This window comes from Planktothrix mougeotii LEGE 06226 (assembly GCF_015207485.1).
Taxonomy (GTDB): Bacteria; Cyanobacteriota; Cyanobacteriia; order Cyanobacteriales; family Microcoleaceae; genus Planktothrix.
Map to the genome: position 1 here is coordinate 26311 of NZ_JADEWU010000011.1, position 19560 is coordinate 45870.

The window sequence follows — 19560 nt, forward strand, 5'->3', positions numbered from 1 at the left end:
TCTGAAGCCGAATATAGTGCTACGCGCTAACTTTAGGACGTTTTTATAATGACCGTGTAGAGACGCGCCATGGCGCGTCTCTACATTATGTCCTAACAATAGTGCGTAGTGCTATAGTTGCCCGCTCTCCCCCAACCGACCCTTAACCTAAACCTGATCGGGAGTTTTCTTAACAAAACTTAATACTATCTTTTTGCGAAAGATTATAAACTAGCTTTAGCTTATTGATAAAGATATTCAATAAGCCGTTGTCTCGATCAATTCATCGACATTATGCAAACCTACGACAATCCAACTGTCAATTATGACTGGTGGGCGGGTAATGCCCGGTTCGCCAACCTCAGTGGCTTATTCATTGCCGCGCACGTTGCACAAGCCGCTCTGATTACCTTCTGGGCAGGTGCATTCACCCTGTTTGAAATTTCCTGGTTTGACCCTACCCGTGCCATGGGCGAACAAGGACTGATTCTCTTACCCCACTTAGCCACTCTGGGCCTAGGTGTGGGCGATGGTGGAAAAGTGGTTGACACTTACCCCTTCTTTGTCGTCGGTGCAGTTCACCTGATTTCCTCAGCCGTATTGGGTGCGGGGGCATTATTCCACGTTCTCAAAGCGCCAGAAGACCTAAAAACAGCCTCCGGTCAAGCCCAGAAATTTGATTTTGATTGGAGTGATTCTAAAAAATTGGGGCTGATTTTGGGACATCACCTCCTATTTCTAGGAGTAGGAGCCCTATTGCTAGTTGCCAAAGCCATGTACTGGGGTGGACTCTATGATGCAGCCAGTCAAACCGTTCGTATCGTCACCCAACCTACACTCGATCCATTTGTGATTTACGGTTATCAAACCCACTTTGCCAGCGTTGATAACTTAGAAGACCTCGTTGGTGGTCATATTTACGTTGGCCTGATGCTCATTGGTGGGGGAATTTGGCATATTTTAGTACCCCCGATGAAATGGGCAAAGAAAGTGTTAATCTTCTCTGGCGAAGCGATACTTTCTTACTCATTAGGTGGCATTGCCCTAGCCGGGTTTGTGGCAGCTTATTTCTGTGCAGTAAATACCCTGGCCTATCCCGTTGAATTTTACGGCCCGACCTTAGAAGTGAAAATGGGAATCACCCCTTACTTTGCCGATACGGTGAATTTACCATTGGGTGCTCATACCTCCCGTGCCTGGTTAGCAAACGCTCACTTTTTCTTAGCATTCTTCTTCTTGCAAGGACATTTGTGGCACGCCCTCAGAGCCATGGGATTTGATTTCAAGCGAGTTGAAAAAGCCTTGAATTCTGTAGAAGTTTAATCGCTTTTGTGAGGGAGTAGATCGGTTATTGATTCACCCCTCTACTCTTTCACTCCTCCTCCTCACACCCTTTTTCGTTATGAACTGTCCTTGCTGTTCTGGAAAACTATTGCGGCATATTGATCGAAAGGGTTTGTACTGGTATTGCCCAAATTGTTACCAAACTATGCCCGTTTCAGAAGCTGTTAATCGGCTGTTATTGCAGGCCGAACTTTCGTTAAAACCCAATCCTCAACTTTGGCTATACATTCCGATGAAGCCGAAACTACAGCTACGCGAAATCGCTTGAAAACTGCCGGATAGTTTCTAGCACGGTTGAGCAAATCGGAAACATAAATCATTCAATGAATTAAACTAGGAGAACAATGGCAAAAATTGGTTTATTTTATGGAACTCAAACGGGAAATACCCAAACGATCGCGGAATTAATTCAAAAAGAATTAGGGGGTGCGGTCGTTGTCGATTTACAAGATGTTTCTGATGCTGATGTCAGGGATTTCGATAACTACGAGTGCATTATTATCGGTTGTCCAACCTGGAATATGGGAGAACTTCAGGCAGATTGGGAAGGTCTCTATGATGAATTAGATGCTGTTGATTTTAATGGCAAGAAAGTTGCTTATTTTGGTGCTGGCGACCAAGTGGGTTATGCCGATAATTTTCAGGATGCGATGGGTATTTTAGAAGAAAAGATTGCATCTCTTGGCGGTAAAACGGTTGGTTATTGGCCGACAGATGGATATGATTTTAGTGAGTCGAAAGCAGTTAGAGAAGATAAGTTTGTTGGGTTGGCAATCGATGAAGATAATCAGTCAGAATTGACAGATAGCCGTGTGAAATCTTGGGTATCTCAACTGAAGCGGGAGTTTGGGTTATAAGAAAGTCGGGTTTCTGTAAAAAATAAAGAAACCCGATTTCTATTTTTTCTAGTTCTTCACTCATCACAAAAATTGTAAATCAAAAGGAAATTTTTCATGTCTTCATTGCCTGATGCTATGCTGCTAAATGTAAGTCCTGCGTTGCAGCAATTTGATCGCCCCTTGTTAAACAAGTTATCTCAAAAGATTGCGATCGCTCATTGGGAATATTCCCAAACTCTCGATGAACCGATGTCTTTAGAAATTGCCTTGGGGTTACTGCATGATTATTTAAAACATCATGATCGTCCGATACATTTGATCGGACATGGTACAAGTGGACTATTAGGATTACTGTATGCCCGTCGCTATCCAAAAAAAGTGCGATCGCTCACACTTCTCTCTGTGGGAGTGCATCCGGCTGTTGATTGGCAAGCCCATTATTACGCACAACTCGAACACTTTTCCTGTTCCCGTGAAATGATTTTAACTCGGATGGTCTGTAACTTGTTTGGACATCAATCTCGTCCCCTGATCCGAGAGATCCTGCGAATATTAGAACGAGATCTCAGTAGCTCTTTATCTCCTCATACTTTATATCAAAAAGTAAGTTTTTTTCCTGGGGGAGTACCTGTTCCTCTTTTAGTTTGTGGAAGTCAGGATGATCCCATTATTAATTCCAATTTATTGCAGGGATGGCAACCTTGGTTAAAACAAGGCGATCGGATCTGGCAATGTCCTAAAGGACGTTATTTTTTTCACTACTTCCATTCACAAGAAGTAACTGAACAAATTACTAATTTTTGGCGTTTGCAGCCCCTATTTTCTAAGTTTTTGGAAAGTAACGAAAACATCACAGTTAGTTTTTAAAATCCGTTACCTATTTGAGGAATTAACTATGTCTCGGATCGCTTTCATTCCTTATCATCGTTCATCTCATCTTCGCATTTTGCCCCCACAACAGGCTTTAAAAGGTGACTTATTGCGTCTAAAACCAGATACTTTCTGGAAAATTGAAGCAGGTATTGTGCGTTCTCAAACTTGGGATGAAGAAGGGAGAATGATGACTTTGGGCTTTTGGGGTGAGGGGGATATTGTGGGAACTCCTCTCTCTCGGATCAAGCCCTATCAGGTTGAATGCTTAACTAATGTACAGGTGACAGAATTGTTACCAGAAAGCAGTTATTTACTAGAAGCATTGCTAGTTCATGTCTGGAAAATGGAAGAATTTTTCAGCATCATTCATCGACCTTTGATTAGTGATCGATTTTTGGGTTTGCTGGAATGGCTAGGGAATCAATTCGGAGAGTCAACACCGGGCGGGATTTTGCTTAACCTTCGCCTGACACATCAAGACTTTGCCGATACGATAGGCACTAGCCGTGTTACTGTCACACGCTTAATCAATCAATTTGAGCACGAAGGAAAGATTGCACGGAAGGGCAGGTTGTTTAAGATTTGTTTAAATCTGCTCTGAGTGTTAGAGTTTAATGGTATTTATTGAGAATTAATCTTATTAATTTAGCAAACCTCAAGGAAAAAAATGCCCAAGGGAAGAAACTTCATGGATCGTTGGTGGCAAGACCTAAAGCAAGAGCGATCATTTGTTTACTTAAGCGAGTCACCCAATCAAAAGATGAGTGGAGAAGATAGATCCGAAATGGCAAACAGTTCTGAAAGTGAGTTATCAACTATTTCCTTAGCAGAGACAAAAGTAGGCGATCGCGTGCGAATTGTCTCCCTAAACTCTGGGGAAGGTAACAACCGCTTAATGGCAATGGGATTGATGCCGGGAGCGATCTTAGAGGTGATTAGCTGCACGGGAACGGGGTCTGCGATCGTGGCATTTAACGGCCAGCGATTAGGGTTAGGCGCAGACATGGCACAAAATATTTCCATCACAAAAATACCGAGTTCTGTGGGGGCATTTAATCAGATGACAGCCAATCAAAATTCCACTGTTAAACTGCGAGATGCGGCGATCGGTTCCATCCTGAAAGTGATCGGTTACGAAGCAACATCCCGTGACTACAAACGCAAATTATTAGCAATGGGACTCACCCCCAGTACGGAGTTTAGAGTAACGCGCCATGCTCCTCTAGGCGATCCGACGGAAATCGAAGTTCGCGGTTTTCGTCTGAGTTTACGCAAAGGGGAAGCGGATGCCCTCATCGTCGAACCCGTGTAGGGAATGATTCAAAATGCTAAATAAAACTATCGGATTAGTTGGCAATCCCAATTGTGGGAAAACCACCTTATTTAACGCTCTAACGGGGGCAAATCAGCACGTTGGAAATTGGCCGGGTGTTACTGTTGAACGCAAAGAAGGTAGCTATCGCTATCAAGGTAAAAATATTCAAGAAACCCATACTATTACAGTTGTTGATTTACCGGGTGTTTATTCTCTGGATACGAGCGATAACACAACGGGACTTGATGAATTAGTGGCGCGAGACTATCTCCTGAGTGGTGAAGCGGATCTAATTGTTAATATTGTTGATGCGTCCAACTTAGAACGCAATCTTTACCTGACGACTCAGATTCTTGAAATGGGCGTACCGATGGTAATTGCCCTGAATATGATGGATTTAGCGCAAAATCGGGAGATTAATATCGATCCAGAAAAACTCTCAGAAAGATTAGACTGTGCCGTAATTCCTTTGTGTGCGAGTAAGGGTAAAGGCGTGACTCAGTTGTGCGATGCGATCGCTTTAGCGTTATTAGATTCAGAAAGCAAAAACATCCCAAATGCCTATTGTCCTTATCCACCCATCATTGAGGAAGCTTTGGCAGATTTGATTTCTATTTTGTCATCCCAATCTATTCAACTAAATAATCAAAGATGGTTTGCCCTAAATCTGTTACAGTATGACGATCGCCATCTACCGGAATTCGGACAAGATCTGTTAAGACGCATTGCCGAACATCGCCATCGCATCCATCAAACCTTAGCAGAAGATACCGATTTATTGATTGCCGATAGTCGGTATAGCTGGATTCATCAAATTATGCAAGGAGTCTTAGAACGCCCGAATATCGTCCAACAAACAGTTAGCGATCGCATCGATCGAGTCGTTCTCAATCGTTGGTTGGGAATTCCGATCTTTTTGGTTGTCATGTACTTAATGTTTCTGATTTCCATTAATGTCGGCGGTGCATTTATTGATTTCTTCGATATCGGTGTGGGTGCTATTTTTGTCGGTGGAACTGCCCATTTGTTAGAACAAATTAATGCGCCCGGTTGGTTAATTGGTTTGCTTGCTGATGGTGTGGGCGGAGGAATTCAAACCACAGCAACCTTTATCCCTCAAATTGGAATGCTGTTTATTTTTCTAGCTATTTTAGAGGACTCTGGCTATCTCGCACGGGCAGCATTTGTGATGGATCGCTTAATGCGATTTATGGGATTACCGGGTAAATCTTTCGTGCCAATGATGGTGGGTTTCGGTTGCAATATCCCCGGAATTATGGCGACGAGAACATTAGAAAATCGACGCGATCGCTTAATGACAATTTTGATGAATCCCTTCATGTCCTGCGGCGCACGTTTACCCGTTTATGCTTTATTTTGTGCAGCTTTCTTTCCGACTAATGGACAAAATATCGTATTTCTGCTGTATATTATTGGCATTTTCGCTGCTATTTTTACGGGATTAGTGATGAAACATACCCTGTTTCGAGGTGAAGCGGCTCCCTTTGTGATGGAACTACCACCTTATCACATTCCGACTTTTAAAGGAATAGGGATTCGAGCTTGGGAAAGACTAAAAGCTTTCATCACTAAAGCGGGTAAAATGATCGTGGTTATGGTGTTAATTTTGGGATTAATTAACTCCGTAGGAGTTGATGGTTCCTTTGGCAAACAAAACAGCCAAGATTCAATTTTGAGTGCTGTCAGTCGCACGATTACCCCGGTTTTTTCACCGATGGGAATCAGCCCAGAAAATTGGCCAGCTACAGTCGGTTTATTTACAGGAGTGTTTGCTAAAGAAGTAATGGTGGGAACAATGGATTCCCTTTATACTGCTTTGGGAGAACAAGAAAGTGGCAGTAATCAAACAGAAGAACCTTTTGATTTTTGGGGTGAGATTGGTAAGGCATTTGCGAGTATCCCTCAAAATTTAGCCGATTTAACTAATCAGATTCTCGATCCTCTGGGAATGGGTATTATGAACGATACGGGGGATTTGAAAGCAGCCGCAGAAACTCAAGAAGTGAGTTATACAACCTTTGGAAAAATGGCAACTCTGTTTGGGAGTACGACGGCAGCGATCGCATTTCTGCTATTTGTTTTATTGTACTTTCCTTGTGTTTCTGCTACTGCCGCTGTTTATCGAGAAACTAACTTAGGTTGGACGATTTTTGTGGCTTGCTGGACAACTGGATTAGCCTATTGGGTAGCGGTATTCTATTACCAATTTATGACGATTAATCAGCACCCAGGAAGTGCGATCGCTTGGTTAATTAGTTTAGCTTTTGTCATGGGAGGTGTTATAATTGGAATGAAACAATTTAGCGATCACCGCCGTTACCTTAAACTAACAACAAGGATGTCGGAACCTTCGGTAGAAATTGCTAGGAGATAACCGACTTTGTAATTCTTACAGTTAATTACGACCCTGTTCCCTATTCCCTGTTCCCTTCTTATGATTTTGCAGGAAATTCAGCAATATTTACGAGAGCATCCTGTTAGTTCTCTAGCTGAACTTTCCCAACGCTTTCACAGCGATCCAGATGCTTTGCGCTTAATGCTAGATCGACTGGAAAAAAAAGGGCGAGTTCGCAAGTTAGAAACAAAAAAATGTGGCGGATGTCAAAGTTGCGCCTCGGAAACCCTGGAAATTTACGAATGGGTAAATTCCTAATTAATTAAGGAGATACTGTCATGTTATCAACAGCTATGATTGAGCGGTTAAACGAACAAATTAACTTAGAAATGTTTTCCTCCCATCTTTATTTGCAAATGAGTTCTTGGTGCGCTTATAAAGCATTAGATGGTTGTGCCACATTTCTCAGTCAACACGCCGATGAAGAAATGCAGCATCAGCGCCGTTTAATTAACTACCTACAGGAAACAGGTGCATTAGTTATTTTGCGGGGTATGGAAGCACCTCCCACCGAATATAATTCTCTCAAAGAGATGTTTGAAAAAATCTATTCCCACGAACAATTCATCACGGGTAAGATTAATAATTTAGTGCATTTAGCCAATACAGAACCCGATTATTCAACCTTGCAATTTCTGCAATGGTATGTAGCAGAACAGCATGAAGAAGAATTTTTGTTTAAGAGTATTCTTGACAAAATTAAACTGATTGGTGTAGAAGGTCAGGGGCTTTTCTTTATCGATCGAGAAATTAGCACTATTGCGACAACCAGGGGAACAAAAAACACTGCCAATGCCACAACCTCTGCTAATGTTTGACAATTAAGTTAACCCCAGATCTAAATGTTAGAAAACCTTAAAATTGCTTTAACTGAAGCCATTGAAGATGAATATAAAGCGCGGGCAACCTATCGTTTAATCCTGAATAAATTTGGAGCAATTCGCCCCTTTGTCAACATTGTTGAGTCCGAGGAGCGTCACATTCAGGCGCTAATGCCCTTATTCTCCAAGTACGGAATTGTCCTTCCCGAAGACAACTGGCAAGGACGAGTTGAGGTTCCTGCCTCTGTTCAAGAAGCTTGTCAAGCGGGTGTGCAAGCCGAGATTGAGAACGCACAAATGTATCAGAGATTGCTGGATTTAACTGAAGGCTACCCTGACGTACAACGAGTTTTTTTGAACTTGCAATCCGCATCTCAAAATAATCATCTGCCTGCCTTTCAACGCGGTGCAGAGCGCCGTTTAAGCTCCCCGTTCCCGGTGAGTTTGGGGGGGCAATCTGATCGGAGAAGAGGAGGAGGACACGGACAGGGGCGAGGTTGTGGACACAAAAGAGGGCGATAAACTCATAAAAACAAGAATTGTAACTGGACTATAAAAGAGAATTATCTACCATGACAAATGCGACATTACCAGAAATTAAAGATTCAGGAGCCTTAGATTTAGCTCCACGCTTGGGGACTTGGCTCGAAGAATATGGAGAGATTTCCACCATCTTACCTGTTTTGGTGGGTTTATTTGTCACCAGTCGCCTGCAAATTAGGGGAGCTACGGCTTTGCTAGTAAATTTGACCCTGGCAGCTTTGACTCGTCAGGTAGTAGTGCAACTGAAAAAACAAGCTCACCCAACAACCTCTGTGGCTGCTGGGGTGAATCAACAGTCGGCTAGTGCAGATGACCATACTACGGAAGACTATACAATCATTCATTCCACACCGGGGCGATTGCGGTTACGAATTCCTCGATTAGTGAATGATGTCCTCTATGCTAAACAGTTGGAAAAATTGTTGATAGCCGATGAAGGGGTGATTAGAGTTCGACTGAATCGGGCCGCCGCCTCATTGGTAATTCAGTATGACGGAGCCGGGGTTTCAGAATTAGAGTTGGGAATGCGCTTGCTGCAAATTCTCGATCGCGCAGAACGCCATTTTCAACCTCAGCCCACCGACAAAGATACAGAAGCGACATAATGGCAAATTTGACACCACCCGCCTATCGCATCATTCACCAAACCCAAGGGCGAGTCCGGTTGGGGATTCCTTGGCTGGGACAGCATCCTGACAATGCTAAAAAACTACAAGGGATTCTCGAAAATACGGATTATATTACCCATGTTCGCATTAATCGAACAGCGCGATCGCTGATTATTCACTATCAACCTGGGTACTCGATGGTCGCCCAGCTATCGCACCTGTTATCTAAGTGCTTATCCGATCAGGCAACGTCATCGACCACCCATCCGACCACTCTAACATCTAAACTTCAAAACTCCGAGGAAGGGGAGTGGTCGAGTTTGCAACTACCTGTAACAGCAGCATTGCTGGCATTTTTATGTCGGTTTCCCCGATTCGCCATTCTGCGTCCTTTGGCGGTTTTGACGCTCTTGGCTGCGGCCTTTCCGGTAGCTCAACGAGCCTTTCACAGCTTAATGGGACAACGCCGATTAAATATTGATTGCCTGGATTTGCTGGCATTGAGTTTGAGTGGTTGGCAAGGCAAATTATTAACACCAGCTATGGTGATTGTTTTACACGAGTTTGGGGATGTGATTCGGGAGCAAACGGCTCGCTCAACGGAAGTCCGAACGACGAATTTAATGGATGCGATCGGACATTTTGCTTGGGTGAAATATGGCGATCGCGCTCCGCAACAGATACCCAGCGATCGCGTTCAGGTCGGAGATACCGTCGTTGTCTATCCGGGGGAACAAATTCCCGTAGATGGAACGGTGCTACTAGGAGAGGCGATCGTTGATCAGCAAAGCTTGACAGGGGAAGCCATGCCTGTTGTCCGACAAGTGGGACAATCGGTGTGGGCCTCCACCCTCCTCCGTTCTGGGCAACTCTATCTGCGAGCCGATCGCGTGGGTAAGCAGACCCGCGCCGCAGCCAGCATTGAGTTATTGCAAAAGGCTCCGGTGCATGATACACGCATGGCTAACTATGCCGAAAAAGTCGCCGATCGCCTGATTCTGCCAGCCCTATTACTGGCTGCGATCGTGTTGCTGACCACCCGTGACCCGGCCAGAGCCGCCTCCATTCTCACGCTGGATTTTGTGACGGGTGTTCGCGTTTCTATTCCCACCGCTTTTTTGAGTGCCCTCAACCATACCACCCGTCATGGGGTTTTGGTTCGTAGTGGACGCACCCTGGAACAACTCGCGGAGGTGGATACGATTGTGTTTGACAAAACGGGAACGCTGACGCAGGGTGCGATCGCCATTACGGGGGTGAGAACGGTTGAGGAGGGTTTGCCCCCCGAAACGGTGCTGCAACTGGCGGCGGCGGCTGAACAACGACTGAACCATCCCCTAGCTGAAGCCATCGTCCAGTATGCCCAGCAGCAAAATTTGGAGATTCCCGCCCGGGGGGAATGGTCTTATGAGGTAGGTTTGGGGATACGCGCACAAATCAACGGACACAATGCGATCGTGGGGAGTGAGCGGTTCCTGCAACAAGAAGAGGTGGACTGGGGTAATTGGATGCCGACGGATGTGGAGCGATTACAATCTTTAATTTATGTGGCTTGCGATCACCGCTTTCTGGGGGTGATCCAATATACCGATCCCCTCCGTCCCGAAAGTCGCCACCTGGTTCAAACCCTTCAACGGGATTATGGGATTGAGTTGCATTTACTCACGGGCGACCAAACCCAACGGGCTGAACAAGTGGCCCAAGACCTTGGCATTCCTGCCACCAGAGTCTACGCGGAAGCCTTCCCTGAACAGAAAGCTATGATTGTGCGTGACTTGCATCGGGCAGGACGTACCGTTGCTTTTGTGGGCGATGGCTTGAATGATTCGGTAGCCCTAGCCTACGCAGATGTCTCTGTGTCCTTTGAGCAGGGGTCGGAGATTGCGCGGGAGACGGCAGACGTGGTGTTGATGAACAACAACCTGCTGGATTTGCTTGAGGTGATCTCGATCTCCCGTCAAACCCGTGATTTAATCGAACAAAATACCACCCTTGTCGTTGTTCCTAACCTGATTGCTCTAGGGCTGGCTTCTACGGTTGGACTTAATCCTTTGGTAGCAACCGCGATTCATAATGGCTCCGCGATCGTTGCTGGCGTGAACAGTTTGCGCCCCCTCCTCCAACATCAGATTGAACAACAGGGTGGGTGAAGGGGGAAAACGTTAAGGTTTGTCATAGTCCTCTTACTACCTTAGTCACTTCCACGACCACCGCTCCCCTTAATGGGGTAATTATTGCAAATAGTTCCTATTAAGCTGAAAAATTTGATAGACTAAATCTCAAATAGTTTTATCCTCTCCCAATTACATAATGTCTCTGATTCATCTGGAAAAATCAATTCTCTCCTTCCATCTCAAAGAGATATTGGAAGATGGACAGGTCAACCACCCCCTAACCTGGCTGGGGCTGGGTGTGCTGATTTTCGGGCCCAAGTTACTACCGACTTTTGTTAAAGGATCTCAGCCTGTTAACCCAAAATTGGTTAACCAGACAAAATCCACATCGGGGTACACCCAAATTTCCCTATCCCAATGGATTGCGGTCGCCAGAAAGCGAGAATTAGAAGCTCATAAGCAAAAAGGATCGAGGGGTCAAGAAATGTAAATTATCTTTTCCCCTTTCCACTCTTGATTATCCGATTAACTCTCGGTCAAGATTACTTTTCGCGATCGGTAATGCAGATTGGGGGAGTTCTATTTGTTTGGCTTCAGCTAATGCTTCGGCTCTAGCTTCGGCGGCGATATCTGCTAGAACTTCTCCCGTTTCCGCCAGCGCACTTTTTGTTTTTTCAAACAGAGTGATACCTGATTTAATTGTTGCTTTCAGAACGGGTCTAACCAAGGGTAGAATCACGGGAGCAACAGCTATGGCTGCGACTCCAACTGCGATCGCCTTAGCGTTTTGATGGGCTGCTAGTTGAGCAACTCGTGCTCTCAAGCCCATATTTTGCTGATTCATCTCTAGCATAATTCGTCCCTTTTCAAAACCTAAATATGATGCTTAACTATTTCCTTATTATAGCGCTTTCGCAGTTATATTTGCACTTATTGTGTCAGTTTATTGGTAAAGTGAAGGTTGTCCGAATTGTTTCTCTGTGCTTCTATGATCATAACCTAATGGAATTTGAAACCGTCAGATTTTGAAATGCTTGTTATTGCTGAAAAATAATTGAGTAACTTGTTCTTTGGTATCAGTGTTTGGCAGAACAGAATCCTAAACTGTTTGATAGAAAATTACCTGCTGATCGCTTTTATCGAAAATGTTGATATTGCATCAAACGCGATCGCAATTCTGCAATCGTTTTTGGGGGAGATTCGCTCGATCGTAATGCGATCGGCAGTGCATTCCAAATTTCCCATAAAGTAGGCATTCCCAATTCTAACTGTTCCAACAACGTAACATTACTAAACACTTGATCGGCCCGATCGGATACCAGCGCACGCCCTTCATGCAGTACGATCGCCCAATCTGCCCAACCATAAGCTAGATCCAGATCGTGAGTTGCCATCACAATTGTAGTTCCATTACCATGAATTCGGTCTAATTCCTGCATTAAATGGCGAGTTTGCAACCGATCTAAATAAGCTGTCGGTTCATCAAGTAATAATAATTGCGGTTGTAATGCCATTACCCCAGCTAAAGCGACCCTTCTTTTTTGTCCCAAACTAAGATAATGCAACGGTCGATCGGCTAACTCTTGTAAGTTAAAATCAATCAAAGTTTGATGCAATCTTGCCGCTATTTCTGCCTGCGATAGTGGCAAATTACAAAGTCCGTAAGAAATATCTTCCGCTACAGTTGCCGCTACTAATTGTTGTTCGGGATCTTGAAATGCCAAGCCAATTCTTTGTCGCCATTCGTTGAGCGATCGCGCCTGATATTGCATCGGTTTACCTTGCCAAGAAATCACTCCCGCACTACATCTATATAACCCATCTGCTAATAATAATAACGTCGATTTACCACAACCATTATGCCCCAAAATAGCCGTCCTTTTCCCCGCCGGAATAGACAGAGTTAAGTTTTCAATAGCAGGTTTATTTGCACCTGGATAGGTGTAAAATACACTTTCAAATTGCAGTAGAGATGGGGTATTATCCAAGATAATCACCGAAATTTTAACTCGAAAATGACTAACCCAATACAACCTAGCAAAGATTCTATTGCATAGCGTTGGGAATAGTGATAAGATTGAGTAGAATAAACTTGAAACTGACCGTTAAAACCACGGGCCGTCAATCCCAGAGAAAATTGTTGATAGCGTTGTAGCGATCGCACTACTAACTGTCCTGCCAACAATGCTACACTTTGCATCCAGCGTTGGCGAGTACGATAACCGCCTCGTGCCTGTTGTGCCAGATGAAGTTGAGTTGCTACATCGAGAAATAAAAAGACAAATCGATACATTAAAAGTAATAGATCGAGCAATACGGGAGGAAAACGACATTGACGCAAAATAGATAATAACTCAGCAAAAGGAATCGTGAATAAAATAAACAGCAAACAAGAAAAACAAGCCAGCGATCGCATGACAATTTCCATCGCTTGCATCAATCCAGAATAACTCACAAACAAATACCAATTACCAATTACCAATCCACCTAAAGAATTATGCCCAATAGCTGTAATTTCATCGAGAGCGATGGCGTAGCCGCCGCCTTGCGGCATCGCATTTATTAACAAAGCTGGTAAGCTAGTCAGCAGAAAGATACTTACAACAGCCAAAACCCGCCCATATACTTTAATTGGAATGCGAGCATAGCCGATCGTCCACAGATTCAACCAAACAAAAATAGCCGCTTGGGTGAGAGGATGAGCGAGTAATGCGATCGCTAAAGTAGTTAACGCAAATAGCAGCTTTTGTAAAGGGGGTAATTGCTTGAGGTGATTGGTATAGGCATAAGCATCGAGATGATGGTGCATTGGTTATTGGTCATTGGTTTTTGTTTGTAGGTTAGGAAAAATTAGCTTATTTTGGTTGATTTTCCTTGGGTTCTTGTTGTTCTTGCCGACCACGATATAATCCGATCGCATAGCCAATTACTCCTGCTCCCAGTCCCGCTTGCAAAGCAAATAAAAGCGATTCAATTTCACCACTAGCAGGCTCAAAAATGGGAGTTGCCCAAGGTTTATAGTTAGGATTTACCTCTTGAATCGCCGCCTCTGCTACACCATCGGCTCCCCCAAACTCGGCTCCGCGAACTAGAATTAAGGGAGCGATCGCTAAAGCCATCACGCCCAATACCAGTAACCCATTATTCCAACTTTTGCGAGAAACTTGCATTTTTTAGACTCCTTCTTTAATCACATTTAACGCTTGCAACTCTTGGTGATTATAGGTAACAAGCCAGTTCCAAACCAGCACCGTCAGCAAACCTTCACTAAGAGCTAAAGGCACCTGAGTCAGAGCAAAAATACCCGCAAATTTAACAAATGCTGCCCCTATTCCTCCTACTTCTGCCGGAAATGCCAGCGCCAGTTGCGCCGAAGTCATCACGTAAGTGAGCAAATCTGCTACCGAAGCAGCCAGAAAAATAGCTAGAGTTTGTCTACCGCTTGCTTTCATCACCAGTTGATAGATGCCGTAGGCGACAAATGGGCCAACTACTGCCATTGAAACCGCGTTTGCGCCCAAAGTTGTTAAGCCGCCATGAGCTAATAGTAACGCCTGAAATAACAATACCAAAGCGCCCAAAACGGACATTACGGCTGGCCCAAATAGCACCGCACCCAATCCAGTCCCCGTAGGATGGGAACAACTCCCGGTGACAGAGGGAATTTTCAATGCAGATAGGACGAAAGTAAAAGCGCCTGCTAGTGCTAGAAGTAACTTAGTTTCGGGATGCTGACGGGTGATGCGCGTAATCGATCGCAAACCCCAAACAAAGAAAGGAATAAATACTACCCACCAGAATATTGCCCACTGTACGGGTAAAAATCCTTCCATAATGTGCATTGCCACCGCAGGAGTAGGCGAAGCAATTACTAGATAAAAACTCAGTCCTGCCATCATTATCAGGCGCAACCATTTAAGCTGTTTCATTTTTTGTTCAGTCAATCAAATAAATCTAAATCATCTTTCATTTGGCAGTGGAACAGGCAACATGATCTGTTATCTTGTTATCTGAGGTGATGAAACAAGGTTCAAATCTATCCAGACTATTTACGGGCGCGTTAATTTCGGCAACTACCAAACAAGAGTCCGAATTTAATATAACGATCCCCGATCGCAATTAAGCCAAAGTATCAAAACTGAATCAAGGCAATAGCTTGACAACCAATGATGTATTTTGAATCGAAAAAAGCTTGTTTTAGACACGATCTGTACCTCGCAGATGTTGATATAAATAAACACTAATCGGCGGGCATCCTGACTCAGAGACAGCAAAATCTCTTCACAGTTGCGGGACAGCGCCGGATTTGCACCGAACTTTCCCCCTTTCCTCCAACGGCTGCTCCCCGTTGGAACCGATCGCTTTTAGATACTAACACGCTGAGAGACTTTTGAAAAGTCTCAAGCGCAAAAAATCTTGCTTCTCAAGCCAAAAACATCACTCATCTCTGTATAATTTAATTCTTCTTCTTTTTTACTCCCTAATCCTTTTTTGCAAATGGCTAACACAGGTTATACCCTTCCGGTTTTTGCCGTTGCTTCTGCTAAAGCGGCATTTTTACACTTACAAAAACCCCTTGAGATGATCTCAGAAGTATCTCTTAATTTGCTACCGGATCGCGCCACAATTCCGGTACAACAAGTTGCTAATATTGATGCCAATAGTGCTTTAGCAATTACTCTTAGTGACCCCGGAGATAATTTAGATTTAACGCGCAATACCCCAATTTGGGCTTATGTGAAATGGCAAGAACGTCAAACCGAACCTCTGATTTTAGAAGGGGGAGAAGGATTAGGAAAAACTGCATCGGGAGAACCGGCAATTTACAGATATGCCCGCCGCTTATTTGAGGCTAATCTGTTACCTTTGATTCCCGAAAATAAAACGATTACGGTATCAATTATTTTACCCGAAGGTCGCCAGTTAGCTCAACGAACATCGAATGAGGCGTTTGGTATTTTGCAAGGGTTATCGCTGTTAGGAACAAGTGGAATTTCCCAACCTCTTTCGACTGAGGAACATCGGTCAGAATTGAGTCATAATTTGCAAGTTATAGTTGAAAAGAAAAAGGATTTAGTTTTTTGTATTGGCAGTCATGGAATCCATATTGCTCAAAGTTTGGGTATTCCAGAAAATGCGATCGCGCAAACGGGAAACTGGGTTGGCCCCTTGTTAGTAGAAGCGGGATTGCGGGGTGCAAATTCGGTGTTATTATTGGGCTATCAAGGGAAGTTAATTAAACTAGCTGGCGGGATTTTCAATACATCAAGTCATCTCGCAGATGCGAAGTTAGAAATTATTAGTGCTGCGGTGGTGAAAGCGGGTGGAAATCTGGAAACAGTAAAAGCCGTATTAGATACAAAAACGGCTGATGAAGCTTATAAACTATTAGTTGAAATCGGATTAGCAGCGCCAGTTTTTGAAATTTTAGCAGAAACTATTAGTGAAAAGGCACAAAAGTATGTGCAGAAATATGGCAATGTTTCTCTAAAAATCGGTGTGATTTTGTTCGATCGCCAAGGGAAAATTATTGCCCAAACTGCGATCGCGCAATTAAAATTGGCAAAATAAATTTCCCTTTGACTAGAGTTAGAAACCCGGTTTAAAAGGAGGGTGGAATATGATGAAAACAGATCACATCTTTTATCGCATTTTCAAAGACTTACCCGAAACCTTTTTTGAGTTATGGGGAGAATCACCAGAACTGGTACAAGATTACCGTTTTGATTCAGTTGAATTGAAACAAACTGCTTTTAGAATTGATGGAGTATTTTTACCCGAAAATTCCGAAAATCCAATTTATTTCACCGAGGTACAATTTCAAAAAGACCCGAAAATTTATCTGCGTTTATTCTCCGAGATTTTTACCTATCTCAGAGATAATGAGCCGGATTTACGGTGGCGTGCTATGATTATTTTCAGGAGTCGTAGCATTGAACCGAAAGCTAGACAAAGAGAATCTGTACAACCGTTATTAGATTCTCCCCTAGTTAAGCGCATCTATTTGAATGAAATAGAAGTCAGTGAAACCACTCCTTTAGGCGTACAAATCATTCAATTAGTTGTCGCCAAAAAGAAAGAACTCTTAGAGAAAGTAACTCGGTTAATTGCACAAGTAAAACAACAATTTTCCGATGAACCTTATCGGTTACAACTGTTAAACTTGTTGGAAACGATTGTTTTAGCAAAGTTACCCCAAATGAGTCGTCAGGAGTTAGAAGCTATGTTTGGTGTTGATGATTTGAGAAAAACTCGGTTTGCTCAAGAATTAAAGCTGGAAGGAATTGTTGAAGGTAAATTGCAAACAATTCCTCGCTTATTAGGAAAAGGTTTTTCTGTTGAGGAAATTGCGGATATTTTACAACTCGATATCGAGCAAGTGCAACAAGCTATTGCTAATTTGAATTAATCTGTAGGGTGCGCCAGAGTTTTAAGGTAACGATTAAAGTCATAAATTTTTTGTCTGACGCCCCCTACTTCTCCTTGGTTTTCATGGACATAATATTAGTCGATCGCACATCTGAAAAAACCCAGTTTCTAATAGTGACGTGGAGTATAAACCCATTGCTTTGTTTTACCTTGTTGAATAATCCGAGTTTTACTCGATCCAATCAAAATTACGGTTCGCATATCCGCATCTTCAATTGTTAATTGTTCTAGCAATTTCACGGTAACAGTTTGCCCTTTTCGCCCTAAATTACGCGCTAATACAACAGGTGTTTGGGGCGATCGCCATTTTAACAAAATCTCTTTTGCTTTCTCCAATTGCCAAGTTCGCTCTTTAGAAACAGGATTATAAAATGCGATCGCTAAATCTGCTTGCGCCGCCAACTCAATGCGCCGAGAAATCACCTCCCAAGATTTCAGAATATCTGATAGGGAAATCGCACAAAAATCATGTCCTAAAGGTGCGCCAACACTCGCCGCCGCCGCTTGCATTGCCGAAATTCCCGGACATACCTGAATGGCGATCGCATCCCATTCTGATTTTACCTTTTTTTCTAATACCTCAAACACCGCCGATGCCATTGCATAAATTCCCGGATCGCCGGAAGAAACTAACACAACCGATCGCCCCTTAGCAGCTAAATCTAACGCCATTTCTGCGCGATCGAGTTCCACCCGATTATCAGATTCATGGCGAACAATCTCCGGTTTTCGTAGCGATTCTACCAAATCCAAATAAGTTTTATATCCCACCCAATCCGTTGCTTTTTCTAATACCTCTCTAACTTCTGGAGACATCCAATTAATAGCCCCTGGCCCCGTTCCCACTATCGCTAACTGACCTTGACTCTGAGATGCAAAAACCCTTTGAGAAAAACCCAATTTCTCCTCAGTTTTGTCTTTCTCCTCAACTCGATAAACTAAACAATCTGCGCTAGGTTTTGCCAATTCCAAGTTATTTTTGCCTCTAATCTCGATCGTCAGTTTTCCCTCTGATGAAATCGGTAAATTACTATTTTGTAACCAGTCTGCTTCCCCGATTAACTTTACCTTTTCACCCGCCAACAAATCGGAAAGAAACTTTTTCGCATCATCAGGATTAACTAACTGATAACCCAGTGGTGGCGATAATAAAGTTGTTTTAAATCTAATATCACCAGTCGTGGTAATTGCGGGGGAAATTTGCAAAACCGAGGCAATTTGACGAGCGAGATCGTTAACCCCTTGTAAACCCCCCAACAAAGGTACTACTGCACTTCCATCTTCTGCGATCGCTAATACAGGCGGTTCTTGCCACTTATTTGTTAATAAAGGTGCTAAAGTGCGAATCAAAATACCCGCCGCACAAATCCCAATAATTGGCGTTCCAGTCTGGAAAAATTCTCGCACCGTTTCGCCAAAATTAGCATAACTAAAATCAGCCGAATGGGTGCGATCTATTAACCCATAAACCACCGCTTCTGGTAGAGCAATTTGCATTTTACGAGCAACGGGAATACTGGTTTCTCCTAAAATGATAATAGCCGGAGATTTCATTTTCCTTCTCCTGACTGTGGTGCGATTAACTTATCGACAAATTCTTGATGCTCCGCCGAATTAATACCAGCTTGTAAGGTACTTAACACTTGTGGCATATTTCCGTTTAGCATGAATTCAACATTTAACCACAAACCCGGAAACACCAGAGAGCAAATCACCCCTTCTGGGTTGGGTTGCAAAGAAATATAATCACCATCTTGCAAACTAAACCAATCAATTTTTTGGTCAAATATCTGCCAAACAAGATATTCTTGAATACCACTGCGCCGATAAGCACGTTTTTTATCGCCTAAATCTATGGCAGCACTACTAGCGGCAATTTCTATTACCAATTCCGGCGATCCTTCTAGGTATCCATCTGCACTCAGAGTTGATTTTCCGCCGCTTTCTTGGCTAATTAATAACACTCCATCCGGCTGCGGTTCGTTGTCGATATCCAAGCGAACTGTTGGCTCAATACCCATTTGCACTTGGGGTGTAGCAGCTTGATAAACTCCCAACCAAGTGATTAAACGTCCGTGGGGCTCGGCATGAAATTTAAACCGCAATGGGGATGCCATGTACACAACTCCTTCGATAAGTTCAGCTTTTTTTAATCCCGGCATAGCCTGATAACGGCGCTCGAATTCAGGGCGAATTAAGCGATCGCCATTTTCTAAAGGAGGCAAATGTTGCGCGAGTGCAGCTTGAGAATTCAAGGATTTAGCCAGTGAAGAAGTCAT

General features: G+C 43.5%; 21 protein-coding genes and 1 riboswitch. Of the genes, 14 read left to right on the plus strand and 7 right to left on the minus strand.

Features of this window, described 5'->3' with window-relative positions; genetic code table 11:
* The first annotated feature begins 273 nt into the window (after nt 1-273).
* The 12 genes from IQ236_RS07265 (at nt 274) to IQ236_RS07320 (ending at nt 11342) form a co-directional block, all read left to right on the plus strand.
* Nucleotides 274-1302 carry a chlorophyll a/b binding light-harvesting protein gene (locus tag IQ236_RS07265; protein WP_193868644.1) on the plus strand — a complete coding sequence of 343 codons (1029 nt, stop codon included), beginning with the start codon at nt 274-276 and terminating at the stop codon, nt 1300-1302.
* Between the two features lie 365 nt (nt 1303-1667).
* On the plus strand, nt 1668-2180 hold the full coding sequence (gene fldA, locus IQ236_RS07270) for a flavodoxin FldA (RefSeq protein WP_193868645.1): 513 nt from the start codon (nt 1668-1670) through the stop codon (nt 2178-2180).
* A gap of 96 nt (nt 2181-2276) precedes the next feature.
* Nucleotides 2277-3029 (plus strand): alpha/beta fold hydrolase, encoded by a 753-nt coding sequence (locus IQ236_RS07275; RefSeq protein ID WP_193868646.1) that lies wholly within the window; start codon nt 2277-2279, stop codon nt 3027-3029.
* A 28-nt stretch (nt 3030-3057) separates the two neighbouring features.
* Nucleotides 3058-3636 (plus strand): Crp/Fnr family transcriptional regulator, encoded by a 579-nt coding sequence (locus IQ236_RS07280; RefSeq protein WP_193868647.1) that lies wholly within the window; start codon nt 3058-3060, stop codon nt 3634-3636.
* A gap of 183 nt (nt 3637-3819) precedes the next feature.
* Nucleotides 3820-4347 (plus strand): FeoA family protein, encoded by a 528-nt coding sequence (locus tag IQ236_RS07285; protein ID WP_407676145.1) that lies wholly within the window; start codon nt 3820-3822, stop codon nt 4345-4347.
* Nucleotides 4348-4360: 13 nt separating this feature from the next.
* Nucleotides 4361-6745 carry a Fe(2+) transporter permease subunit FeoB gene (feoB, locus tag IQ236_RS07290; RefSeq protein WP_193868648.1) on the plus strand — a complete coding sequence of 795 codons (2385 nt, stop codon included), beginning with the start codon at nt 4361-4363 and terminating at the stop codon, nt 6743-6745.
* A gap of 60 nt (nt 6746-6805) precedes the next feature.
* Nucleotides 6806-7024: a FeoC-like transcriptional regulator gene (locus tag IQ236_RS07295; RefSeq protein ID WP_193868649.1), complete on the plus strand. Its 219-nt coding sequence runs from the start codon at nt 6806-6808 to the stop codon at nt 7022-7024.
* Between the two features lie 20 nt (nt 7025-7044).
* Entirely contained in the window at nt 7045-7584 is a 540-nt protein-coding gene (ftnA, locus tag IQ236_RS07300; protein WP_193868650.1) for a non-heme ferritin, read from the plus strand.
* 24 nt (nt 7585-7608) lie between these two features.
* The gene (locus IQ236_RS07305) at nt 7609-8109 is read left to right on the plus strand and encodes a ferritin-like domain-containing protein (protein WP_193868651.1); all 501 of its coding nucleotides are present in this window, start codon (nt 7609-7611) and stop codon (nt 8107-8109) included.
* Between the two features lie 50 nt (nt 8110-8159).
* The gene (locus tag IQ236_RS07310; RefSeq protein ID WP_193868652.1) at nt 8160-8735 is read left to right on the plus strand and encodes an HMA2 domain-containing protein; all 576 of its coding nucleotides are present in this window, start codon (nt 8160-8162) and stop codon (nt 8733-8735) included.
* Nucleotides 8735-10888: a heavy metal translocating P-type ATPase gene (locus IQ236_RS07315; RefSeq protein ID WP_193868653.1), complete on the plus strand. Its 2154-nt coding sequence runs from the start codon at nt 8735-8737 to the stop codon at nt 10886-10888. The genes IQ236_RS07310 and IQ236_RS07315 overlap by 1 nt, the downstream gene beginning before the upstream one ends.
* 160 nt (nt 10889-11048) lie before the next feature.
* The gene (locus IQ236_RS07320; RefSeq protein WP_193868654.1) at nt 11049-11342 is read left to right on the plus strand and encodes a hypothetical protein; all 294 of its coding nucleotides are present in this window, start codon (nt 11049-11051) and stop codon (nt 11340-11342) included.
* 27 nt (nt 11343-11369) lie between these two features.
* Here the strand turns inward: IQ236_RS07320 and IQ236_RS07325 are convergent, their stop codons facing one another.
* From IQ236_RS07325 to IQ236_RS07345, 5 genes are all read right to left on the minus strand, one after another.
* Entirely contained in the window at nt 11370-11705 is a 336-nt protein-coding gene (locus tag IQ236_RS07325; protein ID WP_228041473.1) for a DUF5132 domain-containing protein, read from the minus strand.
* A gap of 283 nt (nt 11706-11988) precedes the next feature.
* Nucleotides 11989-12849, minus strand: a complete 861-nt coding sequence (locus tag IQ236_RS07330) for an energy-coupling factor ABC transporter ATP-binding protein (protein WP_322744099.1) — start codon at nt 12847-12849, stop codon at nt 11989-11991.
* On the minus strand, nt 12846-13661 hold the full coding sequence (gene cbiQ / locus IQ236_RS07335) for a cobalt ECF transporter T component CbiQ (RefSeq protein ID WP_193868655.1): 816 nt from the start codon (nt 13659-13661) through the stop codon (nt 12846-12848). Before cbiQ ends, IQ236_RS07330 begins: the two co-directional genes overlap by 4 nt.
* A gap of 46 nt (nt 13662-13707) precedes the next feature.
* Nucleotides 13708-14022, minus strand: coding sequence for an energy-coupling factor ABC transporter substrate-binding protein (locus tag IQ236_RS07340; RefSeq protein ID WP_193868656.1), 315 nt, complete (start codon nt 14020-14022; stop codon nt 13708-13710).
* 3 nt (nt 14023-14025) lie between these two features.
* Nucleotides 14026-14748 (minus strand): energy-coupling factor ABC transporter permease, encoded by a 723-nt coding sequence (locus IQ236_RS07345; RefSeq protein ID WP_228041478.1) that lies wholly within the window; start codon nt 14746-14748, stop codon nt 14026-14028.
* A 333-nt stretch (nt 14749-15081) separates the two neighbouring features.
* A riboswitch (cobalamin riboswitch) is annotated at nt 15082-15226 on the minus strand.
* A 123-nt stretch (nt 15227-15349) separates the two neighbouring features.
* On the opposite strand from IQ236_RS07345, the gene cbiD reads away from it, so the two are divergent.
* Together cbiD and IQ236_RS07355 are read left to right on the plus strand one after the other, a co-directional pair.
* Nucleotides 15350-16423, plus strand: coding sequence for a cobalt-precorrin-5B (C(1))-methyltransferase CbiD (cbiD, locus tag IQ236_RS07350; RefSeq protein ID WP_193868657.1), 1074 nt, complete (start codon nt 15350-15352; stop codon nt 16421-16423).
* A 49-nt stretch (nt 16424-16472) separates the two neighbouring features.
* Nucleotides 16473-17261 carry an Rpn family recombination-promoting nuclease/putative transposase gene (locus IQ236_RS07355; RefSeq protein WP_228041474.1) on the plus strand — a complete coding sequence of 263 codons (789 nt, stop codon included), beginning with the start codon at nt 16473-16475 and terminating at the stop codon, nt 17259-17261.
* A 128-nt stretch (nt 17262-17389) separates the two neighbouring features.
* Here IQ236_RS07355 and cobJ read toward each other — a convergent pair whose 3' ends face one another.
* On the minus strand, nt 17390-18835 hold the full coding sequence (gene cobJ, locus IQ236_RS07360) for a precorrin-3B C(17)-methyltransferase (RefSeq protein ID WP_193868658.1): 1446 nt from the start codon (nt 18833-18835) through the stop codon (nt 17390-17392).
* Entirely contained in the window at nt 18832-19560 is a 729-nt protein-coding gene (locus IQ236_RS07365) for a Uma2 family endonuclease (protein WP_193868701.1), read from the minus strand. The genes cobJ and IQ236_RS07365 overlap by 4 nt, the downstream gene beginning before the upstream one ends.